This window comes from Salinicola socius (assembly GCF_001937195.1).
GTDB lineage: Bacteria > Pseudomonadota > Gammaproteobacteria > Pseudomonadales > Halomonadaceae > Salinicola > Salinicola socius.
Window position 1 is genome coordinate 1 of record NZ_MSDO01000005.1, and the last position, 16,914, is coordinate 16,914.

16 protein-coding genes and 1 rRNA gene are annotated in these 16,914 nt (G+C 63.1%); 11 read left to right on the forward strand and 6 right to left on the reverse strand.

Features of this window, described 5'->3' with window-relative positions:
• Positions 1-216: 216 nt before the first annotated feature.
• Both rrf and BTW07_RS05290 read left to right on the forward strand, forming a co-directional pair.
• Positions 217-331: ribosomal RNA gene (gene rrf / locus BTW07_RS05285) — 5S ribosomal RNA — on the forward strand.
• 439 nt (positions 332-770) lie between these two features.
• Positions 771-1,511: an SDR family NAD(P)-dependent oxidoreductase gene (locus BTW07_RS05290; RefSeq protein ID WP_075569133.1), complete on the forward strand. Its 741-nt coding sequence runs from the start codon at positions 771-773 to the stop codon at positions 1,509-1,511.
• Positions 1,512-1,535: 24 nt separating this feature from the next.
• Here the strand turns inward: BTW07_RS05290 and hisC are convergent, their stop codons facing one another.
• Complete coding sequence (gene hisC, locus BTW07_RS05295; protein WP_075569134.1) at positions 1,536-2,588, reverse strand: histidinol-phosphate transaminase; 1,053 nt, start codon at positions 2,586-2,588, stop codon at positions 1,536-1,538.
• Between the two features lie 189 nt (positions 2,589-2,777).
• Between hisC and BTW07_RS05300 the strand changes: the two genes are divergently transcribed.
• The 5 genes from BTW07_RS05300 to mnmH all read left to right on the forward strand — a co-directional run bounded on the left by BTW07_RS05300 (position 2,778) and on the right by mnmH (position 8,391).
• Complete coding sequence (locus BTW07_RS05300; RefSeq protein ID WP_075569135.1) at positions 2,778-3,875, forward strand: alkene reductase; 1,098 nt, start codon at positions 2,778-2,780, stop codon at positions 3,873-3,875.
• 128 nt (positions 3,876-4,003) lie between these two features.
• Complete coding sequence (locus tag BTW07_RS05305; protein ID WP_075569136.1) at positions 4,004-4,468, forward strand: copper resistance protein NlpE N-terminal domain-containing protein; 465 nt, start codon at positions 4,004-4,006, stop codon at positions 4,466-4,468.
• Positions 4,469-4,652: 184 nt separating this feature from the next.
• A complete protein-coding gene (radA, locus tag BTW07_RS05310) occupies positions 4,653-6,029 on the forward strand; it encodes a DNA repair protein RadA (protein WP_075569137.1) in 1,377 nt (458 codons plus the stop codon).
• 173 nt (positions 6,030-6,202) lie between these two features.
• Positions 6,203-7,246 carry a selenide, water dikinase SelD gene (selD, locus tag BTW07_RS05315; protein WP_425272022.1) on the forward strand — a complete coding sequence of 348 codons (1,044 nt, stop codon included), beginning with the start codon at positions 6,203-6,205 and terminating at the stop codon, positions 7,244-7,246.
• 29 nt (positions 7,247-7,275) lie between these two features.
• Positions 7,276-8,391, forward strand: a complete 1,116-nt coding sequence (mnmH, locus tag BTW07_RS05320) for a tRNA 2-selenouridine(34) synthase MnmH (protein WP_075569295.1) — start codon at positions 7,276-7,278, stop codon at positions 8,389-8,391.
• A 19-nt stretch (positions 8,392-8,410) separates the two neighbouring features.
• On the opposite strand, the gene BTW07_RS05325 is transcribed toward mnmH, so the two are convergent.
• Positions 8,411-9,082, reverse strand: a complete 672-nt coding sequence (locus BTW07_RS05325) for a type 1 glutamine amidotransferase (RefSeq protein ID WP_075569139.1) — start codon at positions 9,080-9,082, stop codon at positions 8,411-8,413.
• A gap of 59 nt (positions 9,083-9,141) precedes the next feature.
• Here BTW07_RS05325 and BTW07_RS05330 point away from each other — a divergent pair, with 59 nt between their 5' ends.
• The 3 genes from BTW07_RS05330 to BTW07_RS05340 all read left to right on the forward strand — a co-directional run bounded on the left by BTW07_RS05330 (position 9,142) and on the right by BTW07_RS05340 (position 11,049).
• Positions 9,142-9,444 carry an MGMT family protein gene (locus BTW07_RS05330; RefSeq protein WP_075569140.1) on the forward strand — a complete coding sequence of 101 codons (303 nt, stop codon included), beginning with the start codon at positions 9,142-9,144 and terminating at the stop codon, positions 9,442-9,444.
• A gap of 10 nt (positions 9,445-9,454) precedes the next feature.
• Positions 9,455-10,054: a YjaG family protein gene (locus BTW07_RS05335; protein WP_075569141.1), complete on the forward strand. Its 600-nt coding sequence runs from the start codon at positions 9,455-9,457 to the stop codon at positions 10,052-10,054.
• A 218-nt stretch (positions 10,055-10,272) separates the two neighbouring features.
• A complete protein-coding gene (locus BTW07_RS05340; RefSeq protein ID WP_075569142.1) occupies positions 10,273-11,049 on the forward strand; it encodes a DUF3298 and DUF4163 domain-containing protein in 777 nt (258 codons plus the stop codon).
• A 180-nt stretch (positions 11,050-11,229) separates the two neighbouring features.
• On the opposite strand, the gene hisF is transcribed toward BTW07_RS05340, so the two are convergent.
• The 4 genes from hisF to hisB all read right to left on the reverse strand — a co-directional run bounded on the left by hisF (position 11,230) and on the right by hisB (position 14,144).
• On the reverse strand, positions 11,230-12,003 hold the full coding sequence (gene hisF / locus BTW07_RS05345; RefSeq protein ID WP_075569143.1) for an imidazole glycerol phosphate synthase subunit HisF: 774 nt from the start codon (positions 12,001-12,003) through the stop codon (positions 11,230-11,232).
• On the reverse strand, positions 12,000-12,797 hold the full coding sequence (gene hisA, locus BTW07_RS05350; RefSeq protein ID WP_075569144.1) for a 1-(5-phosphoribosyl)-5-[(5-phosphoribosylamino)methylideneamino]imidazole-4-carboxamide isomerase: 798 nt from the start codon (positions 12,795-12,797) through the stop codon (positions 12,000-12,002). The genes hisF and hisA overlap by 4 nt, the downstream gene beginning before the upstream one ends.
• Before the next feature lie 71 nt (positions 12,798-12,868).
• Entirely contained in the window at positions 12,869-13,510 is a 642-nt protein-coding gene (gene hisH, locus BTW07_RS05355) for an imidazole glycerol phosphate synthase subunit HisH (RefSeq protein ID WP_075569145.1), read from the reverse strand.
• Positions 13,511-13,550: 40 nt separating this feature from the next.
• Positions 13,551-14,144, reverse strand: a complete 594-nt coding sequence (gene hisB / locus BTW07_RS05360; protein ID WP_075569146.1) for an imidazoleglycerol-phosphate dehydratase HisB — start codon at positions 14,142-14,144, stop codon at positions 13,551-13,553.
• A gap of 204 nt (positions 14,145-14,348) precedes the next feature.
• Here hisB and BTW07_RS05365 point away from each other — a divergent pair, with 204 nt between their 5' ends.
• Positions 14,349-16,790 carry an AsmA family protein gene (locus tag BTW07_RS05365; RefSeq protein ID WP_075569147.1) on the forward strand — a complete coding sequence of 814 codons (2,442 nt, stop codon included), beginning with the start codon at positions 14,349-14,351 and terminating at the stop codon, positions 16,788-16,790.
• The last annotated feature ends 124 nt before the right edge of the window (positions 16,791-16,914 follow it).

Here is a 16,914-nt window from a genome sequence, read left to right on the forward strand (position 1 = left end):
TAATGCCCCGTGAGGCTTGACCATATAACCCCAAGGGGTTTACGAGAGACGGAAAGAAAGATCCCTTCTCCGTTCGGTGATCATCACCGACATTGCCGGATACGCGCTGCCCTCAAGAGCGGGCAGCCAATAGACGTCGCTCAGCAGCATGATCCGAATCAGTGGGAATGAGGGCCGGGTAGGCAGTGAAGGCTCATTATTTCTGCGTCAGTTTTGCCTGACGACCATAGCGAGCGGGAACCACCTGATCCATGCCGAACTCAGTAGTGAAACCGCTTAGCGCCGATGGTAGTGTGGGGTCTCCCCATGTGAGAGTAGGTCATCGTCAGGCACTTATTTAACGAAGCCCCGGCCATTTGGTCGGGGCTTTGTTTTTAGGGGTCTGCCCATGGAGAGTAGCGGAGAGCCGCCCTGGTCATCGTCAGGCACCTATACCGTACCCCAGCTTCGAAAGAAGCTGGGGTATTTTTATGGTGCGACAGAAAACCAACGCAGTCATCGTCAGGCACTCATCCAAAACCCCGGCCAACAGGCTGGGGTTTTTTATGCCCGGCATTTGGGGTAAGCCTTCCCGGTCGGGGGGTCTTTTGCCTGGAGCTTTATGTCCAGAACCTCATGTCCAGAACCTTGCGTTCAGAAGCTCATGCTCAGAACCTCATGCTCATAAGCTGGGGCAGTCGCACTTCAAGGCTCACTGCCGCCGCATGAGCTAGCCTTCTCCCTATCGATAACTATCTATCAATAACCATCTCCAGGTAGAAGAGGCCAGCATGCTGCAAACGTTACCCGATGGATTTACCGCTGTGATTACCGGTGCCGGCGGCGGAATCGGTCAGGCCATGGTGCATCGTCTGCTCGAGAGTGAACGCCCGGGACGCGTCGTCGCGGTCTCTCGCCATATTGCCGAACATGATGATCCGCGCTTCGAGCATCTGGCGGCCGATGTTACGACCCAGCAGGGGCGGCATGCGCTAGGCGAGACGTTGGACGGCGCGCCTGTGCACCTGTTGTTCAATGCCATTGGCCTGCTTCATGACAAGTACCGAGCGATCTCTCCGGAGAAACGGCTCGAGGATCTCGATGCCGAAACACTCGCAACACTTTTTCAGGTCAACGCCATTACGCCGATTTTGCTGATCCAGACGCTGGCAGACTCGATCAAGGGGCGTCACCCCGTCATGATTGCCAGCCTCTCGGCCAGGGTGGGATCGATAGAAGACAACCGCTTGGGTGGATGGTACGGCTATCGGGCCAGCAAGGCAGCTCACAACATGTTTCTGCGTACCGCAGCCATCGAGCTTTTCCGCTACAACCGGCAGGCAATCGTACTCAGTCTGCATCCTGGAACGACCGACACCGGCCTTTCCCGACCTTTTCAGGACCGGGTTCCGGACGGCAAACTATTCACGCCGGCTTTCGTGGCGGAACGGTTGCTGGATGTAATGAACGACCGCCGCCCTGAAGAGAGCGGCAGTTTCTGGGACTGGGCAGGTGAGCCGATACCGTTCTAGTGCCGGAGGCGTTCCGCCACGCTTCTACTGCATGGCTTGCAGCGCTTCGATCAGGCTACTCATCTCGTCATCGGTGCCGATCGAAATACGCAGGAAGTCGCGAAGTCCATCCTTGTCGAAATGCCGTACCAGAATGCCACGCTCGCGCAAGCCGCCGAAAATCGTCGCGCCACTATGCTCTGCATGGCGCACGAACAGGAAATTGGTCTGCGATGGCAGGACGTCGAAGCCCAACGATGCGAGCTGCTGGCGTGTCCACTCCCGCGTCGCGATCACCTGGTCGCAGCAGGCCCGGAAATGGCTCTCGTCTTCCAACGAAGCGATGGCGACTTCACTGGCCAGCATGTCGATCGGGTAGGAATTGAACGAGTTTTTCACTCGCTCAAGGCCTTCGATGAGTTCGCGGGAGCCGATCGCGTAACCCACGCGCAGCCCGGCCAGGCTGCGAGATTTCGACAGGGTCCCGGTGACCAGAAGATTGGGATGATCGGCGACCAGGGGTACGGCACTCTCGCCGCCGAAATCGACGTAGGCCTCGTCGACCAGAACGACGCTCTCGGTGATACGCGCGAGCAACTGCGCAATCGCCTGGCGCGGATGACCATGGCCGGTCGGGGCATTGGGATTGGCGAACACCACGCCACCGTTATCGCTCTCGAATGCCTCGAGAGCGATCTGCCATTGATCGTCCAGTGCCACGGTGCGGTAGGCAATGTCGTACAGCTTGCAATAGACCGGATAGAAACTGTAGCTGATCGCCGGCATCAACAGTGGCTTCGGCTGACAGAAGAAAGCCTGGAAAGCCAGCGCCAACACCTCATCGGAACCATTGCCGACAAAGACCTGTTCCGGTTCCACGCCGTGCGTCTTCGCCAGTGCTTCACGTAGCGCCAACGACTCGGGGTCCGGGTAAAGACGCAGATGATCCACCGCAAACCGCTGCAGCACCTGCTCGACCGCGGGGGAGGGCGGATAAGGGTTCTCGTTGGTGTTGAGCTTGATCAGTTTTTCGCGCGGCTGTTCGCCCGGTACGTAGGGTGTCAGAGCGCGAACGGCGGGACTCCAGAATTGACTCATGATCTCTCGCGGGCACGTGTGTTGCGGGGGCCGAATCGGCGCTTTCGGGCAGCGTTTATAGTGACGTCAGGCCTGAATCGACGCAAGCCGTCTCACGGAATAAGGGCGGAACGGTTGATTAGTGCTCTAACGGCCGCATCTAGCAAGTATCCGATTCACCATCTGCATCACTGTCATTCAAGGAATTTCATGGTTTACGACAAGCTGCTTTCACCCATTACCGTCGGTGACGTCGAACTCTCCAATCGAGTCATGATGGCGCCATTGACCCGAGCCCGTACGCCGGACAGCGTGCCGGGAGTTCTGCAGGCGGAGTATTACGCCCAGCGCGCCAACTCGGGGCTGATCATCAGCGAAGCGACCAATATCTCGCCGACCGCTCGTGGCTATGTCTACACACCGGGGATCTGGACCGACGCTCAGGAAACGGGCTGGCGCCAGGTCGTCGATGCCGTGCACGACGCCGGCGGCAGAATCGCGCTCCAGCTGTGGCACGTCGGGCGTATCTCGCACGAGATGGTACAGCCGGAGGGCCAGGCCCCCGTCGCGCCCAGCGCATTGCTTGCGGAAGGGGCCAACTGCTTCGTCGAATTCGAAGACGGCAGTTCCGGCCAGCACCCCACCAGCACGCCGCGGGCGCTGGAACTCGACGAAATTCCCAGTGTCATCGACGACTACCGCCAGGCGGCCAAGCGCGCCAAGCGGGCGGGTTTCGATCTGGTCGAGGTGCACGCCGCCAACGCCTATCTGCTGCAGCAGTTCCTTGCCACCGGCAGCAACCAGCGCACCGATCGCTATGGCGGCAGCGTGGTCAACCGGGCCCGTCTGCTGCTGGAAGTCGTCGATGCGGTGACCGAAGTCATGGGCGCGGGTCGCGTCGGCGTGCGGTTGTCGCCGTTCATCGAAATCTTCGGGTTATCGGATGACGAGCCCGAAGCGATGATGGACTATCTGGCCGGTGAATTGAGCCGTCGCCAGATCGCCTACCTGCACATCAATGAGCCCGACTGGACCGGCGAGGGCCCGCAGCTGAGCGATGACTTCCGTCGCAATCTGCGCGAGAGCTTCACCGGTACGCTGATCTACTGCGGGCACTACACGGCCGAGCGCGCTGAGGCGCTGATCGAGCACGGTCTGGGTGATGCCGCTGCCTTTGGGCGAGCGTATATCGCCAATCCGGATCTGGTCGAGCGCTTTCGCCGCGACGCGGCCCTCAACGAACCGGATCCGGAGACTTTCTACGGCGGTGGTGCAAAAGGCTATACTGACTATCCGACGCTGGATTGAGCCGTTTCTGCGTGGCGGCCTGAGCCCTGACGGACGAATGGGATGTCACGCGCGAGACTTACCGCTATCCTGTCATGATGTGGCCGCTCAGGCGGCCTGTATGGCCCAGAAGTGCAAGGAGAACCAATATGCAGATCAGGACGTTGCTGGCCAGCGCCGCCACGGTAGCCGTATTGGCCGGTTGTGCCAGCGGTGGCACCCAAACGCAGACCGGCACCGCCGATTCATCTGCGGGTATGTCGTCAAGTGCCGTTACCTATGAAGGCACGTTGCCCTGCCGTAGCTGTGACGGTATCGATTTGACCGTCAATCTGAAGGGCACCGAGTCGTCGCCCGCTGCCGATCGTACCTTCACCCTCGAGGCCGATTATCAGAATCATCCGCAGAATCCGGACCCCGAGCAGTATGAAGGTCAGTGGGAAACGATGACCGGCACCGCGGTCGATCCGCAGGCGACGGTCTACGAACTGACGCCGAATGGCGAAGGTCAGATCTACTACTTCCAGAAGATCGACGACCGCACGCTGGAGCTGATCGATCCTCAGCGTCGTCGTTTCGAGAATGGGGAAACGCTACGTCTGACTCGCCAGTAAGCGTTGCGCTGGTGACTCGAGAGGCGGCCACTGGCCGCCTCTCGTCGTTTATGGATGCTGTTCACGGATGTCGTTGAGGGACGTCGTTGAACAGATGCCGCTCGGGTCGAGTCGTTCTGACAAAGCCATCTATGGCACCATACGCGTTTCGCAACCCCTCCCGGCCTGATGGAGATCCACGCGCGTGGCAAAAGCGAAGAGCGCCTTTGTCTGCACTGAATGCGGTGCGGATTACAGTAAATGGCAGGGCCAGTGCAGCAACTGTCGTGAATGGAACACGTTGAGCGAGGTTCGGCTCGGCGGTGCCCGCCCCGGCGCGTCGACCAGCGGCGGTGGCGCTCGCGGCGGCTATACCGGTGCGCTGTCACGGGAAGTCGTCGATCTCTCCGGCGTCGACCTCACCGAGGTGCCGCGCTTCAGTTCGACGTTCGAGGAGTTCGATCGCGTACTCGGCGGCGGCCTGGTACCCGGCTCGGCGGTATTGCTGGGCGGGCATCCCGGCGCCGGCAAGTCGACCTTGCTGCTGCAGACGGCGTGTCGACTGGCGCAGAGCAAGCGCGTGCTTTACGTCACCGGCGAGGAGTCGCTGTCGCAGGTCGCCATGCGCGCTCATCGTCTGCAGTTGCCGACCCGTGGGCTCAAGATGCTCGCCGAGACCAGCATCGAAATACTGCTGGCCGTGGCCGAGCGGGAGCGCCCGGAGGTGCTGATCATCGACTCCATCCAGACCATGCATCTGGAAGATATCGGCTCGGCGCCCGGCGGCGTTGCCCAGGTCCGGGAATCGGCGGCGGCGCTGACGCGATTCGCCAAACAGAGCAATACCGTGCTGATGCTGGTCGGTCACGTCACCAAGGACGGTTCGCTGGCCGGGCCCAAGGTTCTGGAACACATGATCGACGCCTCGCTACTGCTCGAAGGCGGCAGCGATTCTCGCTTCCGGACCCTGCGCGGTCAGAAGAATCGCTTCGGTGCGATCAACGAGCTCGGGGTATTCGCGATGGTCGAGCTTGGCCTCAAGGAGGTCAAGAACCCCAGCGCGATCTTCCTGTCGCGCAGCGAGGAGCTGGCATCCGGCAGCCTGGTGATGGTGGTGTGGGAAGGCACGCGCCCGATCCTGGTCGAGGTACAGGCCCTGCTCGACGAGTCCGCACTGGGCAACCCGCGGCGGGTCGCGGTAGGGCTCGATCACAATCGTCTGGCGATGCTGCTGGCCGTGCTGCACAAGCACGGCGGCCTGTTCACCGGCGATCAGGACGTCTTTCTCAACGTCGTCGGCGGGGTCAAGGTACTCGAGACCAGCGCCGATCTGGCGGTGTTGCTCGCCGTGGTTTCCAGCCTCCAGAATCGACCGTTGCCGAGAGAGCTGGTGGTATTCGGCGAAGTGGGGCTTTCCGGCGAAATCCGCCCGGTACCGAGTGGCCAGGAGCGCATCATCGAAGCTGCCAAGCATGGCTTCACGCGTGCCATCGTGCCGCGTGGCAACGCGCCCAAGAAAGCGCCGCCCGGCATGCAGGTGGTGGCCGTCGACAAGCTGGCCGAGGCGCTGGAAGCGCTGTGAACGCCCCGCACCGGCTGAGCCCGACGATTGGCGGCCGGGACGACGACATGCGGTGGCGCTGAGACGCGTCGCCGCGTCGGTTAAACTGCAGCCAGCAACGATATCTCCTGCAACGACATCGCCTATAACGGTATCCCCGTAACGATATTTCGAAAAAAGGGACGAGGAGTCAGATCATGAGTGCCATCCGCCTGACGCAATACAGCCATGGGGCCGGCTGCGGCTGCAAGATCGCCCCCGACGTGCTCGACCGCATCCTCGCCAAGGCGGGCCCGGGAGCCAACAGCAAACATCTGATCGTCGGCAACCAGGGGCGGGAAGATGCCGCCGTCTACGATCTGGGCGACGGCCGCGGGCTGATTTCCACGACCGATTTCTTCATGCCGATCGTCGACGATCCGTTCGATTTCGGCCGCATCGCTGCCACCAACGCCATCAGCGACGTCTACGCCATGGGCGGCACGCCGATCATGGCGCTGGGCATTCTCGGCTGGCCACTCGACAAGCTGTCGGCGGAAATCGCCGGCGATGTCATGTCCGGTGCCCAGGCCGTCTGTCGCGAGCTGGGCGTCGCTCTGGCGGGAGGCCACTCCATCGATGCGCCGGAGCCGATCTTCGGGCTCTCGGTCAACGGCCTGGTCGATCTCGACAATCTCAAGCTCAACAGCGGTGCCAGGCCCGGCGATCTGCTCTATCTGACCAAGCCGCTGGGCGTCGGTCTGCTGACGACGGCGGAAAAGCAGGGCCTGCTGCAGGCCGGGCATCACGGACTTGCTCGCGAAACCATGCTGATCGCCAACGATATCGGCAGGGAGCTGGCGAGAGTTGCCGGCGTGCATGCCATGACCGACGTCACTGGCTTCGGGCTGGCCGGACATCTAAGCGAGGTGTGTGCGGCCAGCGGGGTCGAGGCGCGAATCGATTTCGCCAAGTTGCCGCGGCTCGCCGAAGCCGAAGCGTATCGTCGTCAAGGCGCGGTGCCGGGCGGCACCGGACGCAATCGTGAGGCGATCGGGGCCGCGCTGCCGGATATGGACGCTGCCCACTGGCAGTGGCTGTGCGACCCGCAGACCTCCGGTGGCCTGTTGCTCGCCGTGGATCCGGCCTGGGCGGACGATGTCGAACGGATCGGACGCGACCACCAGATCAAGCTCGAAGCCTTCGGAGAGTGCGTCAGCCCGCGTGGCGGCCCTGGCCTGATCGAGGTGCGCGGTTGAAGGGTAATGACAAGGGCACTCGCCAGGGAATGCGTCAGGGCGAGCGCCAGGAAAAGTTTCAGGCCAATGAATTCGTCGATGCGGATCTCGCGCTGCTCGATCGGCCGCTGCTGGACGTGCGGGCGCCGATCGAGTTCGCGGCCGGCGCCTTGCCGGGCGCGATCAACCTGCCACTGATGAACGACGACGAGCGTCGCGAGGTCGGTATTCGCTACAAGCACGCGGGGCAGGCTTCCGCGGTCGAGCTGGGTAATCGCCTGGTTTCCGGGGAGAGTCGCGACGCGCGCCTGAGCGCCTGGGAGCGGGCCATCGAGGCGGCGCCGGATAGCGTGATCTACTGTTTTCGTGGCGGGATGCGCTCGAAGATTTCGCAGCAGTGGCTCGCCGAACGCGGTTATCCGCTGCCCCGCATCCGTGGCGGCTGGAAAGCGATGCGCAGCCGACTGATCGAGACGCTAGAATCCCATAGTCAGGCACCTTTGCTGCTGGTGGCCGGGCTGACCGGCTGCGCCAAGACGGCGCTGATCAATTCGCTGGATTCGGGTGTGGACCTGGAAGGCCACGCGCGCCACAAGGGCTCCGCCTTTGGCCAGCATCCGCTGGCCGGGCCGTCGCAGATCGATTTCGAACATGGGTTGACGCTGGATCTGGTGCGCCTGCCGCATGCGCGGGTGGTCGAGGACGAGTCGCAGCGCATCGGCCGGCTGGCGGTTCCGGCCACTTTCTGGCAGTCGATGAAGATGGCCCCGTGCATTCGTGTCGAGATGCCGCTGGAGTGGCGTCTGGAACAGATACGCAAGGACTACATCGAAGATCTGAGTTCGACCTATCATCGCGATTACGGTCCGCATCTGGGCGAAGTGCTGTTTCGCAAGCAGCTCTCCGGCGCCCTCAAGCGTTTGGGTAAACGTCTGGGCGGTGAACGTCTGGCGCGGCTGATCGAGGCCCAGCAGCGGGCGTTCTCGGCCCAGCGTCACGGCAACGTTCAGGCACACGACGATTGGCTCGCGCCATTGCTGCGGGAGTACTACGACCCCATGTATCGTCATCAGATCGACCATCAGCCCCGGCCGACGCTGCATGTCGGCGACTGGGACAGCTGTCTGGCGGTGGCGCGACAATGGGAGCGAGAGCAGACCGGCTAGCCAGGGCCGTGGCTGAAATCTAGCGGTATTCGAGCCATTGCGTCATGATCCGATCCAGCAGCGCGGCCTGCCGATCGAAGCGCTTGGGGTCGCGAAGCATCTCGTCTCGGGTGTGAATGGTCGGAATATTGGCAGCCGTTGGCAGGTCGTGGTCGCAAAGGGCCGTGGTGTCCTGAGCCGTCAGCTCCAGATGCCACTGCAGCGCGATGACGCGCCCCAGGTCCCAGGCAAAGCCCTGCACCGGTCCGGCTGGCGTGCTGCCCAGCGGCAGGCAACCATCCGGCAGGCCGAAGATATCGCGGTGCCAGAGCAGCGCCTCGAAGGTCTCCGGTAGATCGAAGGGGCTTTCGTCTGCCAGCGTCAGCGGTTGCCAGCCGATTTCCGGCTGCACCGCGGGAGAGACGATGGCGCCAAGCGACTCGGCGATCAGGCCGGCGCCGTAGCCGATGCCCAGCACCGGTTTGCTGCTCTTCATGGCGCGGTCGACCAGCTTGCGTTCCCGCTTGAGCAGGGCCGCCTCGGGCGGTTCGAGCGCGTCGAGCAGCACCAACGCATCGCAGTTGGCCAACGGCGGCGGCAGTTCGCCCTCGTCCAGTCGGCAGTGGTTATGGCTATGGCCCATGCCGGTGAGCCAATCCGCCAGACGGGCGGGGCCGAACAACGGGCTATGCTGGAGGAAATAGATATGCATGATAGGCCCATCATGGGGATGACCAGGCCGCTCCACAAGCGGGTAACGGGGATTTAGCAATGGCCATTCGTGCCCAGATCCTCGAACAGATCTACACCATCGTGGCGCAGATCCCGCCGGGACGCGTCACGACCTATGGCCGGATCGCCCAAATGACGGAAGGGGCGACAGCGCGTCTGGTAGGCACGGCGATGCGCCAACTGCCCACCGGTCACGATCTGCCCTGGTACCGGGTCATTGGCGCCAGTCGGCGAATTGCCGACCATGGTGGCGCCCAACGCCAGCACGAGCAATTGCGCGCCGAGGGTGTCGTGTTCGACGCCAGCGGCCGCGTACCGATGCATTTGATGTGGCCAGAATGACGAGGAATTCATGACCAAGCCCAGCGGTAGCTTCAACGCCAGAGTGCGTCAGCTCGACGCGCGTCAACAGATCGCGTTCATGGCCGCGCTGAGCGAGCGGCTGGTGCCCAACTATGCGCTCTATGCGGGGATGAGCGGTCACGGCAACCCCGGCGTGTTGAACAACGTGCTGGATCTGGTGTGGGAGCGGCTCAAGGTCGCCTCCGCCAGGATCGATTTCGACAAGCAGGCCGAGAAGCTGGCCGAGGTCGAGCCCCCGGAGGCCGACGACAGCTTCGGGGCACGACGGGCGACGGAGAGTGTCATGGCCCTGACCACGTTGCTCGATACCCTGCGCGGAGAGGCACCGGATGCGGCGCTGGAGGTGAGTCGGGTCTCCCGCAACGGTGTACGCGCCTTTATCGAGATGACCGAGGGCAGCGAGGAGGCCGAGCGCCTCGATGCGCTGTTCCGTGAACATGAACTGATGCAGGACGAGCGCGATTTCCAGGATGCGGTACTCGAAGCGCTCGAGGCCGATCCGAAGCTAGCCGATCTTTCGGCGCTGCGCGTATTGGGGCGTAATCACGGCATCAGCAATCTTGGCCTGAGTCTCGACGAATCCGCCTGACCAGCCGGCTGTGGATAAACCGGCTACGCTAGAGGGTGTTGATAACCGTTTGCGGGGTGCCGGATGCTGACACTGAACCGGTGGACGGTGGACGGTGGACGGTGGACGGTGGACGGTGGACGGTGGACGGTGGACGAAGGTCAAGGCGTTGCGGCATCGGGATCATGCCGACTGAGACAGGGAGCGGTCCGCAGGAATCACGTTCAAGGAGGAACATCATGCAGAAAGGTTGGTGGATAGGCGGAATGGTGCTGGTCAGCGTCATGCTGGCGGGTTGCCAGAGTCTGACAGGGTGGGGCGGCGATGCGCTGCGCACCGAACCGGTCGTCAAGCACGTGCACGAGCCCGGCTGTGAAGTCGATGGCTGTGCCAGCGTCAACGCCGCGTACCTGCGCTTCCCCGAGTCGTCACTGCTCTCGGCCGAGCTCGAGCGTCGCCTGTTCGGTCTGGCGAGCGGATTGAGCGACAATCCCGATGGCAATCCCATGGGGCAGGCAACGACCTTCGAGGATTTTTCCAGCCAGCTGTTCGCGGCCGCACAGAGCGCTCGCCAGGATGTGCCGGAACTGCCCGGCTACGAAGCCGATCTCAAGGCCGACGTCGTGGCAGATCGCGATGGTCTGCTGGTGATCGAGCTCGATGGCTACCTCTACAGCGGCGGTGCGCACGGCTTGCCGTTGACTTCCTACATGGTGATCGAGCGCGATAAGCAGCAGGTCCTTGACCTTGACGACATGCTGTTGCCGGGACAGCGTCCGGCCTATGAGGCAGCTCTCGAGCGCGCCCACCGGCGCTGGCTCCAGTCCGATCAGGCATTCGGATTGTCCGAGCTGCAGTGGCCGTTCGCGACATCGGATAACGTAGCACCGCTGAAAGCGGGTCTGGCGATCAAGTATCAGGTCTATGATCTGGCGCCGTATGCAGTGGGCCAGCCGCAGCTGATGATCCCTTACCCCGAACTCGATGGCATTCTCAAACCGCGCTACCTGCCTTGATCTCCGACCCTGCAACGGCACATGCACTGAAACCATGAAAGCGCCATGCCTGAATCAGGCATGGCGCTTCGTCTTGACGCTCGTCGGTGGCTCACCGTCACCGTCTGATGACCTCGACGCCGGGATCCATTCAACGCCGGGATGACCTCAAAACCGAAAAGGCTCCAGGTCGAGATAGCCTCAGAGACGCATCTCGATCCCCTGTTCGGCCATGTAACGCTTGGCGTCGGGAATCGTGTACTCACCGAAGTGGAAGATGCTGGCGGCGAGGACCGCATCGGCACCGCCTTCCTTGACCCCAGCCACCAGGTGATCGAGATTGCCGACGCCGCCGGAAGCGATCACCGGCACCTCGACCGCATCGCTTATCGCGCGGGTCACGCCGAGATCGAAACCCACCTTGGTGCCGTCGCGGTCCATGCTGGTCAGCAGCAGCTCGCCGGCGCCGTACTCGACCATCTTGCGCGCCCAGTCCACAGCATCCAGCCCGGTCGGGCGTCGCCCGCCGTGGGTGAAAATTTCCCAGCGCGACGGCTCGCCGTCGGCGCTGACCTTCTTGGCGTCGATCGCCACCACGATGCACTGGCTGCCGAAGCGCTCGGCTGCCTCGCGGACGAAATCCGGATTGGTGACGGCCGCGGTATTGATCGAGACCTTGTCCGCCCCGGCATTGAGCATGGTACGGATATCTTCGCAGCGACGGATGCCGCCGCCCACGGTCAGCGGAATGAACACCTCGCCGGCGATGCGCTCGACCATCTCGACGGTGGTATCGCGATCTTCGTGGCTGGCGGTAATGTCGAGAAAGGTGATCTCGTCGGCGCCCTGCTGGTTGTAGCGCTTGGCGATCTCGACCGGGTCGCCGGCGTCACGAATCCCCACGAAATTGACGCCCTTGACCACTCGGCCGGCATCGACATCGAGGCAGGGAATGATGCGTTTGGCCAATGTCATGAGCGAACTCCCGCAGCGTCGATCCGGTCGCCCCGAATCGAATCACCCTGAATCGAATCACCCTGAATCGAATCACTTAGCGCCTGCGCCTCGGCCACATCGAGCGATCCTTCGTAGATGGCTCTGCCGGTGATGGCACCGATGATGCCGCTGTCGGCAACCTTGGCCAGCGCGCGGATATCCTCCAGGTCGGTCACGCCGCCCGAGGCGATCACCGGCAGACCCCCGTCCCGGGCGAGCTGCGCGGTGGCCTCGACGTTGACGCCCTGCATCATGCCGTCGCGGGCGATGTCGGTGTAGACGATCGAGGAGACGCCATCGTCGGCAAAGCGCTTGGCCAGATCCACCGCCTTGACCGTCGAGACCTCGGCCCAGCCGTCGGTAGCGACGAAGCCGTCGCGGGCGTCCAGACCGACGATCACGTGACCGGGGAACCGGCGGCACATCTCGCCGACGAAAGCCGGTTCCTTGACTGCCTTGGTGCCGATGATCACGTAGCTGACACCGGCGGCGAGGTAATGCTCGATGGTCTCCGCACTACGGATGCCGCCGCCGATCTGGATCGGCAGATCCGGGAAGGCGCGGGCGATGGCCGTGACGGCTTCGCCATTGACGGGTTGGCCCTCGAAGGCGCCGTTGAGATCGACCAGATGCAGCCGGCGCGCGCCGGCCTCGACCCAGCGTGCGGCCATCGCGACCGGATCGTCCCCGTAAGAGGTGGCGTCGTCCATGCGGCCCTGCTTGAGGCGCACGCACTGGCCGTCCTTGAGATCGATGGCGGGAATTACCAGCATGGTTTCGAGTCCTTTGAGTCAGTCAGGTGCCGTCTGAAAAGCCGGCGCGGCAGCCACTTTTCGGATGGTGCCTAGGGCGCCCAGTTGACGAAATTTTCCAGCAATTGCAGGCCGTCCCTGGCGCTCTTCTCCGGATGGAACTGGACGGCGAAGACGGTACCGCGACCGGTGACCACATGGGCGTCGATGCCGGCGTATTCGGTGGTGCCGAAGATATCGCCATCCCTTTCGGCTTCGACGTAGTAGCTGTGCACGAAGTAGAACCGTGCACCGTCCTCGATACCATTCCAGAGCGGATGTTGGTGATGCTGTGTCACCCGATTCCAGCCCATGTGCGGCACCTTCAGCCGCTCGCCGTCGGGCGTGGTCAGCTTGTGCCCGAATCGACGTACCTTGCCGGGGAGAAAGCTCAGGCAGTCGACACCGCCGTTCTCCTCGCTGCGATCGAACAGCATCTGCTGACCGACACAGATTCCCAGCAGCGGCTTGGCCTGTTCCTCGAGCAGATCCTTGACCAGGCCTTCGAGCTCGGTGCGTTGCAGTTCGCCCATGCAGTCGCGAATCGCGCCCTGACCGGGCAGCACCAGCCGGGAGGCGCCACGAATCGAACGCGGATCGCGGGTCACCATGACGTTTTCATGAGTGACGTGCTCGAGCGCCTTGGCCACGGAGTGCAGATTGCCCATTCCGTAATCGATCACGGCGATCGTCATTGCGGTTCCCTCGCTGATTCGGTGGTATCGATGGACGGTATCACAGGCTGCCTTTGGTCGACGGCATCTGGCCGGCCATGCGCGGGTCTTGTTCGACCGCCGCGCGCAGCGCCCGACCGAACGCCTTGAAGATGGTTTCCGCCTGATGGTGCGCGTTGAAGCCCTTGAGGTTATCGATATGCAGCGTGACCTGGGCATGATTGACGAAGCCCTGGAAGAACTCCCAGAACAGCTGGGTATCCAGTCGACCGATCGTCGCCCGGGTGAATTCGACATCCATGAACAGGCCGGAACGGCCGGAGAAATCGATCACCACGCGGGACAGCGCTTCGTCGAGCGGCACATAGGCATGGCCGTAACGACGGATGCCGCGCTTGTCGCCGATCGCCTTGGCGAATGCCTGGCCGAGCGTGATGCCGAGATCCTCGACGGTGTGGTGCTCGTCGATCTCGAGATCGCCCTTGGCATCGATCGTCAGATCGAGCATGCCGTGGCGAGCCACCTGGTCCAGCATATGGTCGAGGAAGGGGACCCCGGTCTGGCAATCCAGGCGGCCGCTGCCGTCCAGGTTCACCGTGACCGTGATCTGCGTCTCGTTGGTGTTGCGTGACACCGTGGCGATGCGCTCGGACATGCGTGGGGAATCTCCCGGTACGGTTGGCGAGAATCGGCCATTATAGTGAATCGGGCCCTGCATCCGCTACAATGGCAGCGTTTATCGAGCGGCTATCATCGTATCGCCATCGGGTTCGGTCACGATGGTCGCTTCAAGATGCCGGCGATGCACCGTTTGCCGTCCGCAGGTGGCTGTCGATGGCCGCGCACAGGGAGGATTCGAATGAAGGGGCTGTTCAGAGCGTTGCTGGCGGCAGTCGGGGTGCTGGGGATCGTTGTCGTGGTGGCGGTGGTCTACATCACCACGTTTTTCGACCCGAACGATCTCAAGCCGCGTCTGATCGAGGCGGTTCGCAGTCAAAGCGGCCTCGAGCTACGCCTCGATGGCCCGTTATCGTGGTCCTTCTATCCGCGCATCGGCGTCAGCGTCAAGGATGCCGAGGCCTGGCTCCCCGGGCAGCCCGAGGAAGATGCACCCTTCGTCGGTTTCGACAGCGCCGAAGTCAGCGTGGCGTTCACGCCGCTGCTGACCGGAGATGTCTCCGTCGACGGTCTGATCCTGGATGGCATGCGCCTCAACCTGGCCCGCGATGCACAGGGCCAGGGCAACTGGCAGGTGCTGCTGGATCGGCTGGCCGCCACCGACAACGTCGGCCAGTCGCCGCAGAACGCTGGCGGCTCGGCGACCCCCGCGGAGACATCATCGGAGAACCCGGTACCGCCAGAGAATCCGACGCAGCCCGAGAAGAAGGGCCCTGGTCTGAAGCAGGGCGATGACCAGCCGGTGGCGTTCGATATCGCCAGCGTCAAGGTCTCCAATAGTCAGGTGAACTACGTCGATCGGCAGAAGTCGCTGGATATCACACTGGCCAATCTGAGTCTGCAGAGCAGCAACGTCAGCCCCCAGGCGTCGTTTCCGGTCCAGCTCTCCTTCGACGTCGACGGACGCCAACCGGACGTGAACGGCAACCTGAAGCTCAAGAGCCAGATGCGCATGGATCTCGGCGCCGAGCGCTACACCTTCGAGAACGTGACGCTCAACGGCAAGGCCCAGATGCCGACGCTGGCCGAGCAGGCCCAGACGCTCAATCTGAAGGTTGCGACGCTGGTCGCCGATACGCAGGCGAAGCAGTATCGCGCCGACGGCATTCAGCTCGGCGCTTCGCTCTATCACGCCGCCATGCAGGAAGCGCCGCTGTCGCTGGATCTTCAGGCCAATGCCGTGGCCGATCTGCAGGCCCAGACCGCCACGCTCTCCGATCTCGCCTTGAGCGGAGACGATGGGCTGAATCTGAAAGGCAACCTGGACGTCACGCAACTGGACGACGCGCCTCGATACCACGGACGAATGGAACTGGCTCCGCTATCGGTTCGGGACTGGCTGACGCGCTTCGGCGTCGAGGTGAACAGTGCCGACGACAAGGCGCTCACCGCGCTCTCGCTGAGCGGGCCGTTCTCCGGCGATACCCAGCGTATCGATTTCGACGATCTGCAGATGACGCTGGATGACACTCAGCTCCGCGGTTCGCTGGGCGCCGCGTTCGACGGTCAGGCACTGAACTTCGACCTGGCCGGTGACCAGTTGGACCTGGACCGTTATCTGGCGCCGCGAGCGCAGAAGGCGGGCGGCGGCGAGTCGAGCGAGGGTGGTGAAGGTAAACAGACCGCCTGGCTGTCGGCGCTTGGCGTCGCGCCGGCCCTGGCTGCAGCGGAAGGCGCAGAGCTGCTCCCCGTCGATTGGCTGGCCGGACTCGAGCAGGAAGGGCATCTGACGCTGGACTCACTCAAGGCCAAGGGAATCAAGCTGAGCGATGTCGAGCTGTCCACCAGCGGTAGCGGCGGACGCCAGCGTATCGACTCTCTCGCCGCCAGCCTCTACGACGGTTCGCTGCAGGCTTCCAGCGCCCTGGACCTGCGTCAGCCGCCGATCAAGCTCTCCTTCACCGAGCGCATGAGCGGTGTCGATATCGCGCCGTTCTATCAGGACTTCAGCGGCAAGGCATCACCGCTGCGTGGCAAGCTAAACCTGCAGGGCGATTTCGATTCGCAGACCAATACCGCCCAGGGTCTCGAGCAGAATCTCGACGGTCAGGCGGCGCTGCGGATCGACGATGGCGCGATGCTCGACGTCAACGTGTCGCGTCAGCTGTGCACGGCCGTGGCGACCCTGGAAGGCCGTGAATCGACCCGCGAGTGGAGCGAGGACACCGCCTTCGACCGCCTGCAGGCCAGCGTAACGATCGACAACGGCGTGGTACACAACGACGATCTCGACATCGCCATCCCGGGCATCGACGTGACCGGCGAGGGCGACGTCAATCTGGTGACCAATCGCCTCGACTACCGTGCCGCGGCGCGGTTCACCGATACCGCCGACGAGGCGGCCTGCGGTGTCAACCCGCGGCTGGCCAAGGTCGACTTCCCGATCCGCTGCCAGGGCAGTCTGGACGACGCCCCGGGCCAGTGGTGCGGCTTCGACCGCGAGGCGTTCCAGAGTTCGCTGGCGAATCTCGCCAAGAGCGAGGCCAGGCGCAAGGCCGGGGAGCGGGTCGACGAAGAGCTGAACAAGCAGCTCGACGACGAGACCCGCCAGAAGATCGACGACAAGCTGGGAGACGGGGCGGCCGACAAGCTCGGCAACAAGATCCGGGACCTGTTCCAGTAAGTTCGATCCAGGGTTACCCGTTGCGCCGACATCCTGTCGGCGCAACGTCTTCGCTGACAGGGTGTCGGTCTCCCTGCCGCGATCCATGAGTTTCCCCCCCTGAATCCGTAGGTTTCACAATTCT

Coding starts and splice junctions, on each gene's coding strand:
- BTW07_RS05290 (WP_075569133.1), top strand. CDS start 771: ATGCTGCAAACGTTACCCGATGGATTTACCGCTGTGATTACCGGTGCC.
- hisC (WP_075569134.1), bottom strand. CDS start 2,588: ATGAGTCAATTCTGGAGTCCCGCCGTTCGCGCTCTGACACCCTACGTA.
- BTW07_RS05300 (WP_075569135.1), top strand. CDS start 2,778: ATGGTTTACGACAAGCTGCTTTCACCCATTACCGTCGGTGACGTCGAA.
- BTW07_RS05305 (WP_075569136.1), top strand. CDS start 4,004: ATGCAGATCAGGACGTTGCTGGCCAGCGCCGCCACGGTAGCCGTATTG.
- mnmH (WP_075569295.1), top strand. CDS start 7,276: ATGCGTCAGGGCGAGCGCCAGGAAAAGTTTCAGGCCAATGAATTCGTC.
- BTW07_RS05325 (WP_075569139.1), bottom strand. CDS start 9,082: ATGCATATCTATTTCCTCCAGCATAGCCCGTTGTTCGGCCCCGCCCGT.
- BTW07_RS05330 (WP_075569140.1), top strand. CDS start 9,142: ATGGCCATTCGTGCCCAGATCCTCGAACAGATCTACACCATCGTGGCG.
- BTW07_RS05335 (WP_075569141.1), top strand. CDS start 9,455: ATGACCAAGCCCAGCGGTAGCTTCAACGCCAGAGTGCGTCAGCTCGAC.
- BTW07_RS05340 (WP_075569142.1), top strand. CDS start 10,273: ATGCAGAAAGGTTGGTGGATAGGCGGAATGGTGCTGGTCAGCGTCATG.
- hisF (WP_075569143.1), bottom strand. CDS start 12,003: ATGACATTGGCCAAACGCATCATTCCCTGCCTCGATGTCGATGCCGGC.
- hisA (WP_075569144.1), bottom strand. CDS start 12,797: ATGCTGGTAATTCCCGCCATCGATCTCAAGGACGGCCAGTGCGTGCGC.
- hisH (WP_075569145.1), bottom strand. CDS start 13,510: ATGACGATCGCCGTGATCGATTACGGAATGGGCAATCTGCACTCCGTG.
- hisB (WP_075569146.1), bottom strand. CDS start 14,144: ATGTCCGAGCGCATCGCCACGGTGTCACGCAACACCAACGAGACGCAG.
- BTW07_RS05365 (WP_075569147.1), top strand. CDS start 14,349: ATGAAGGGGCTGTTCAGAGCGTTGCTGGCGGCAGTCGGGGTGCTGGGG.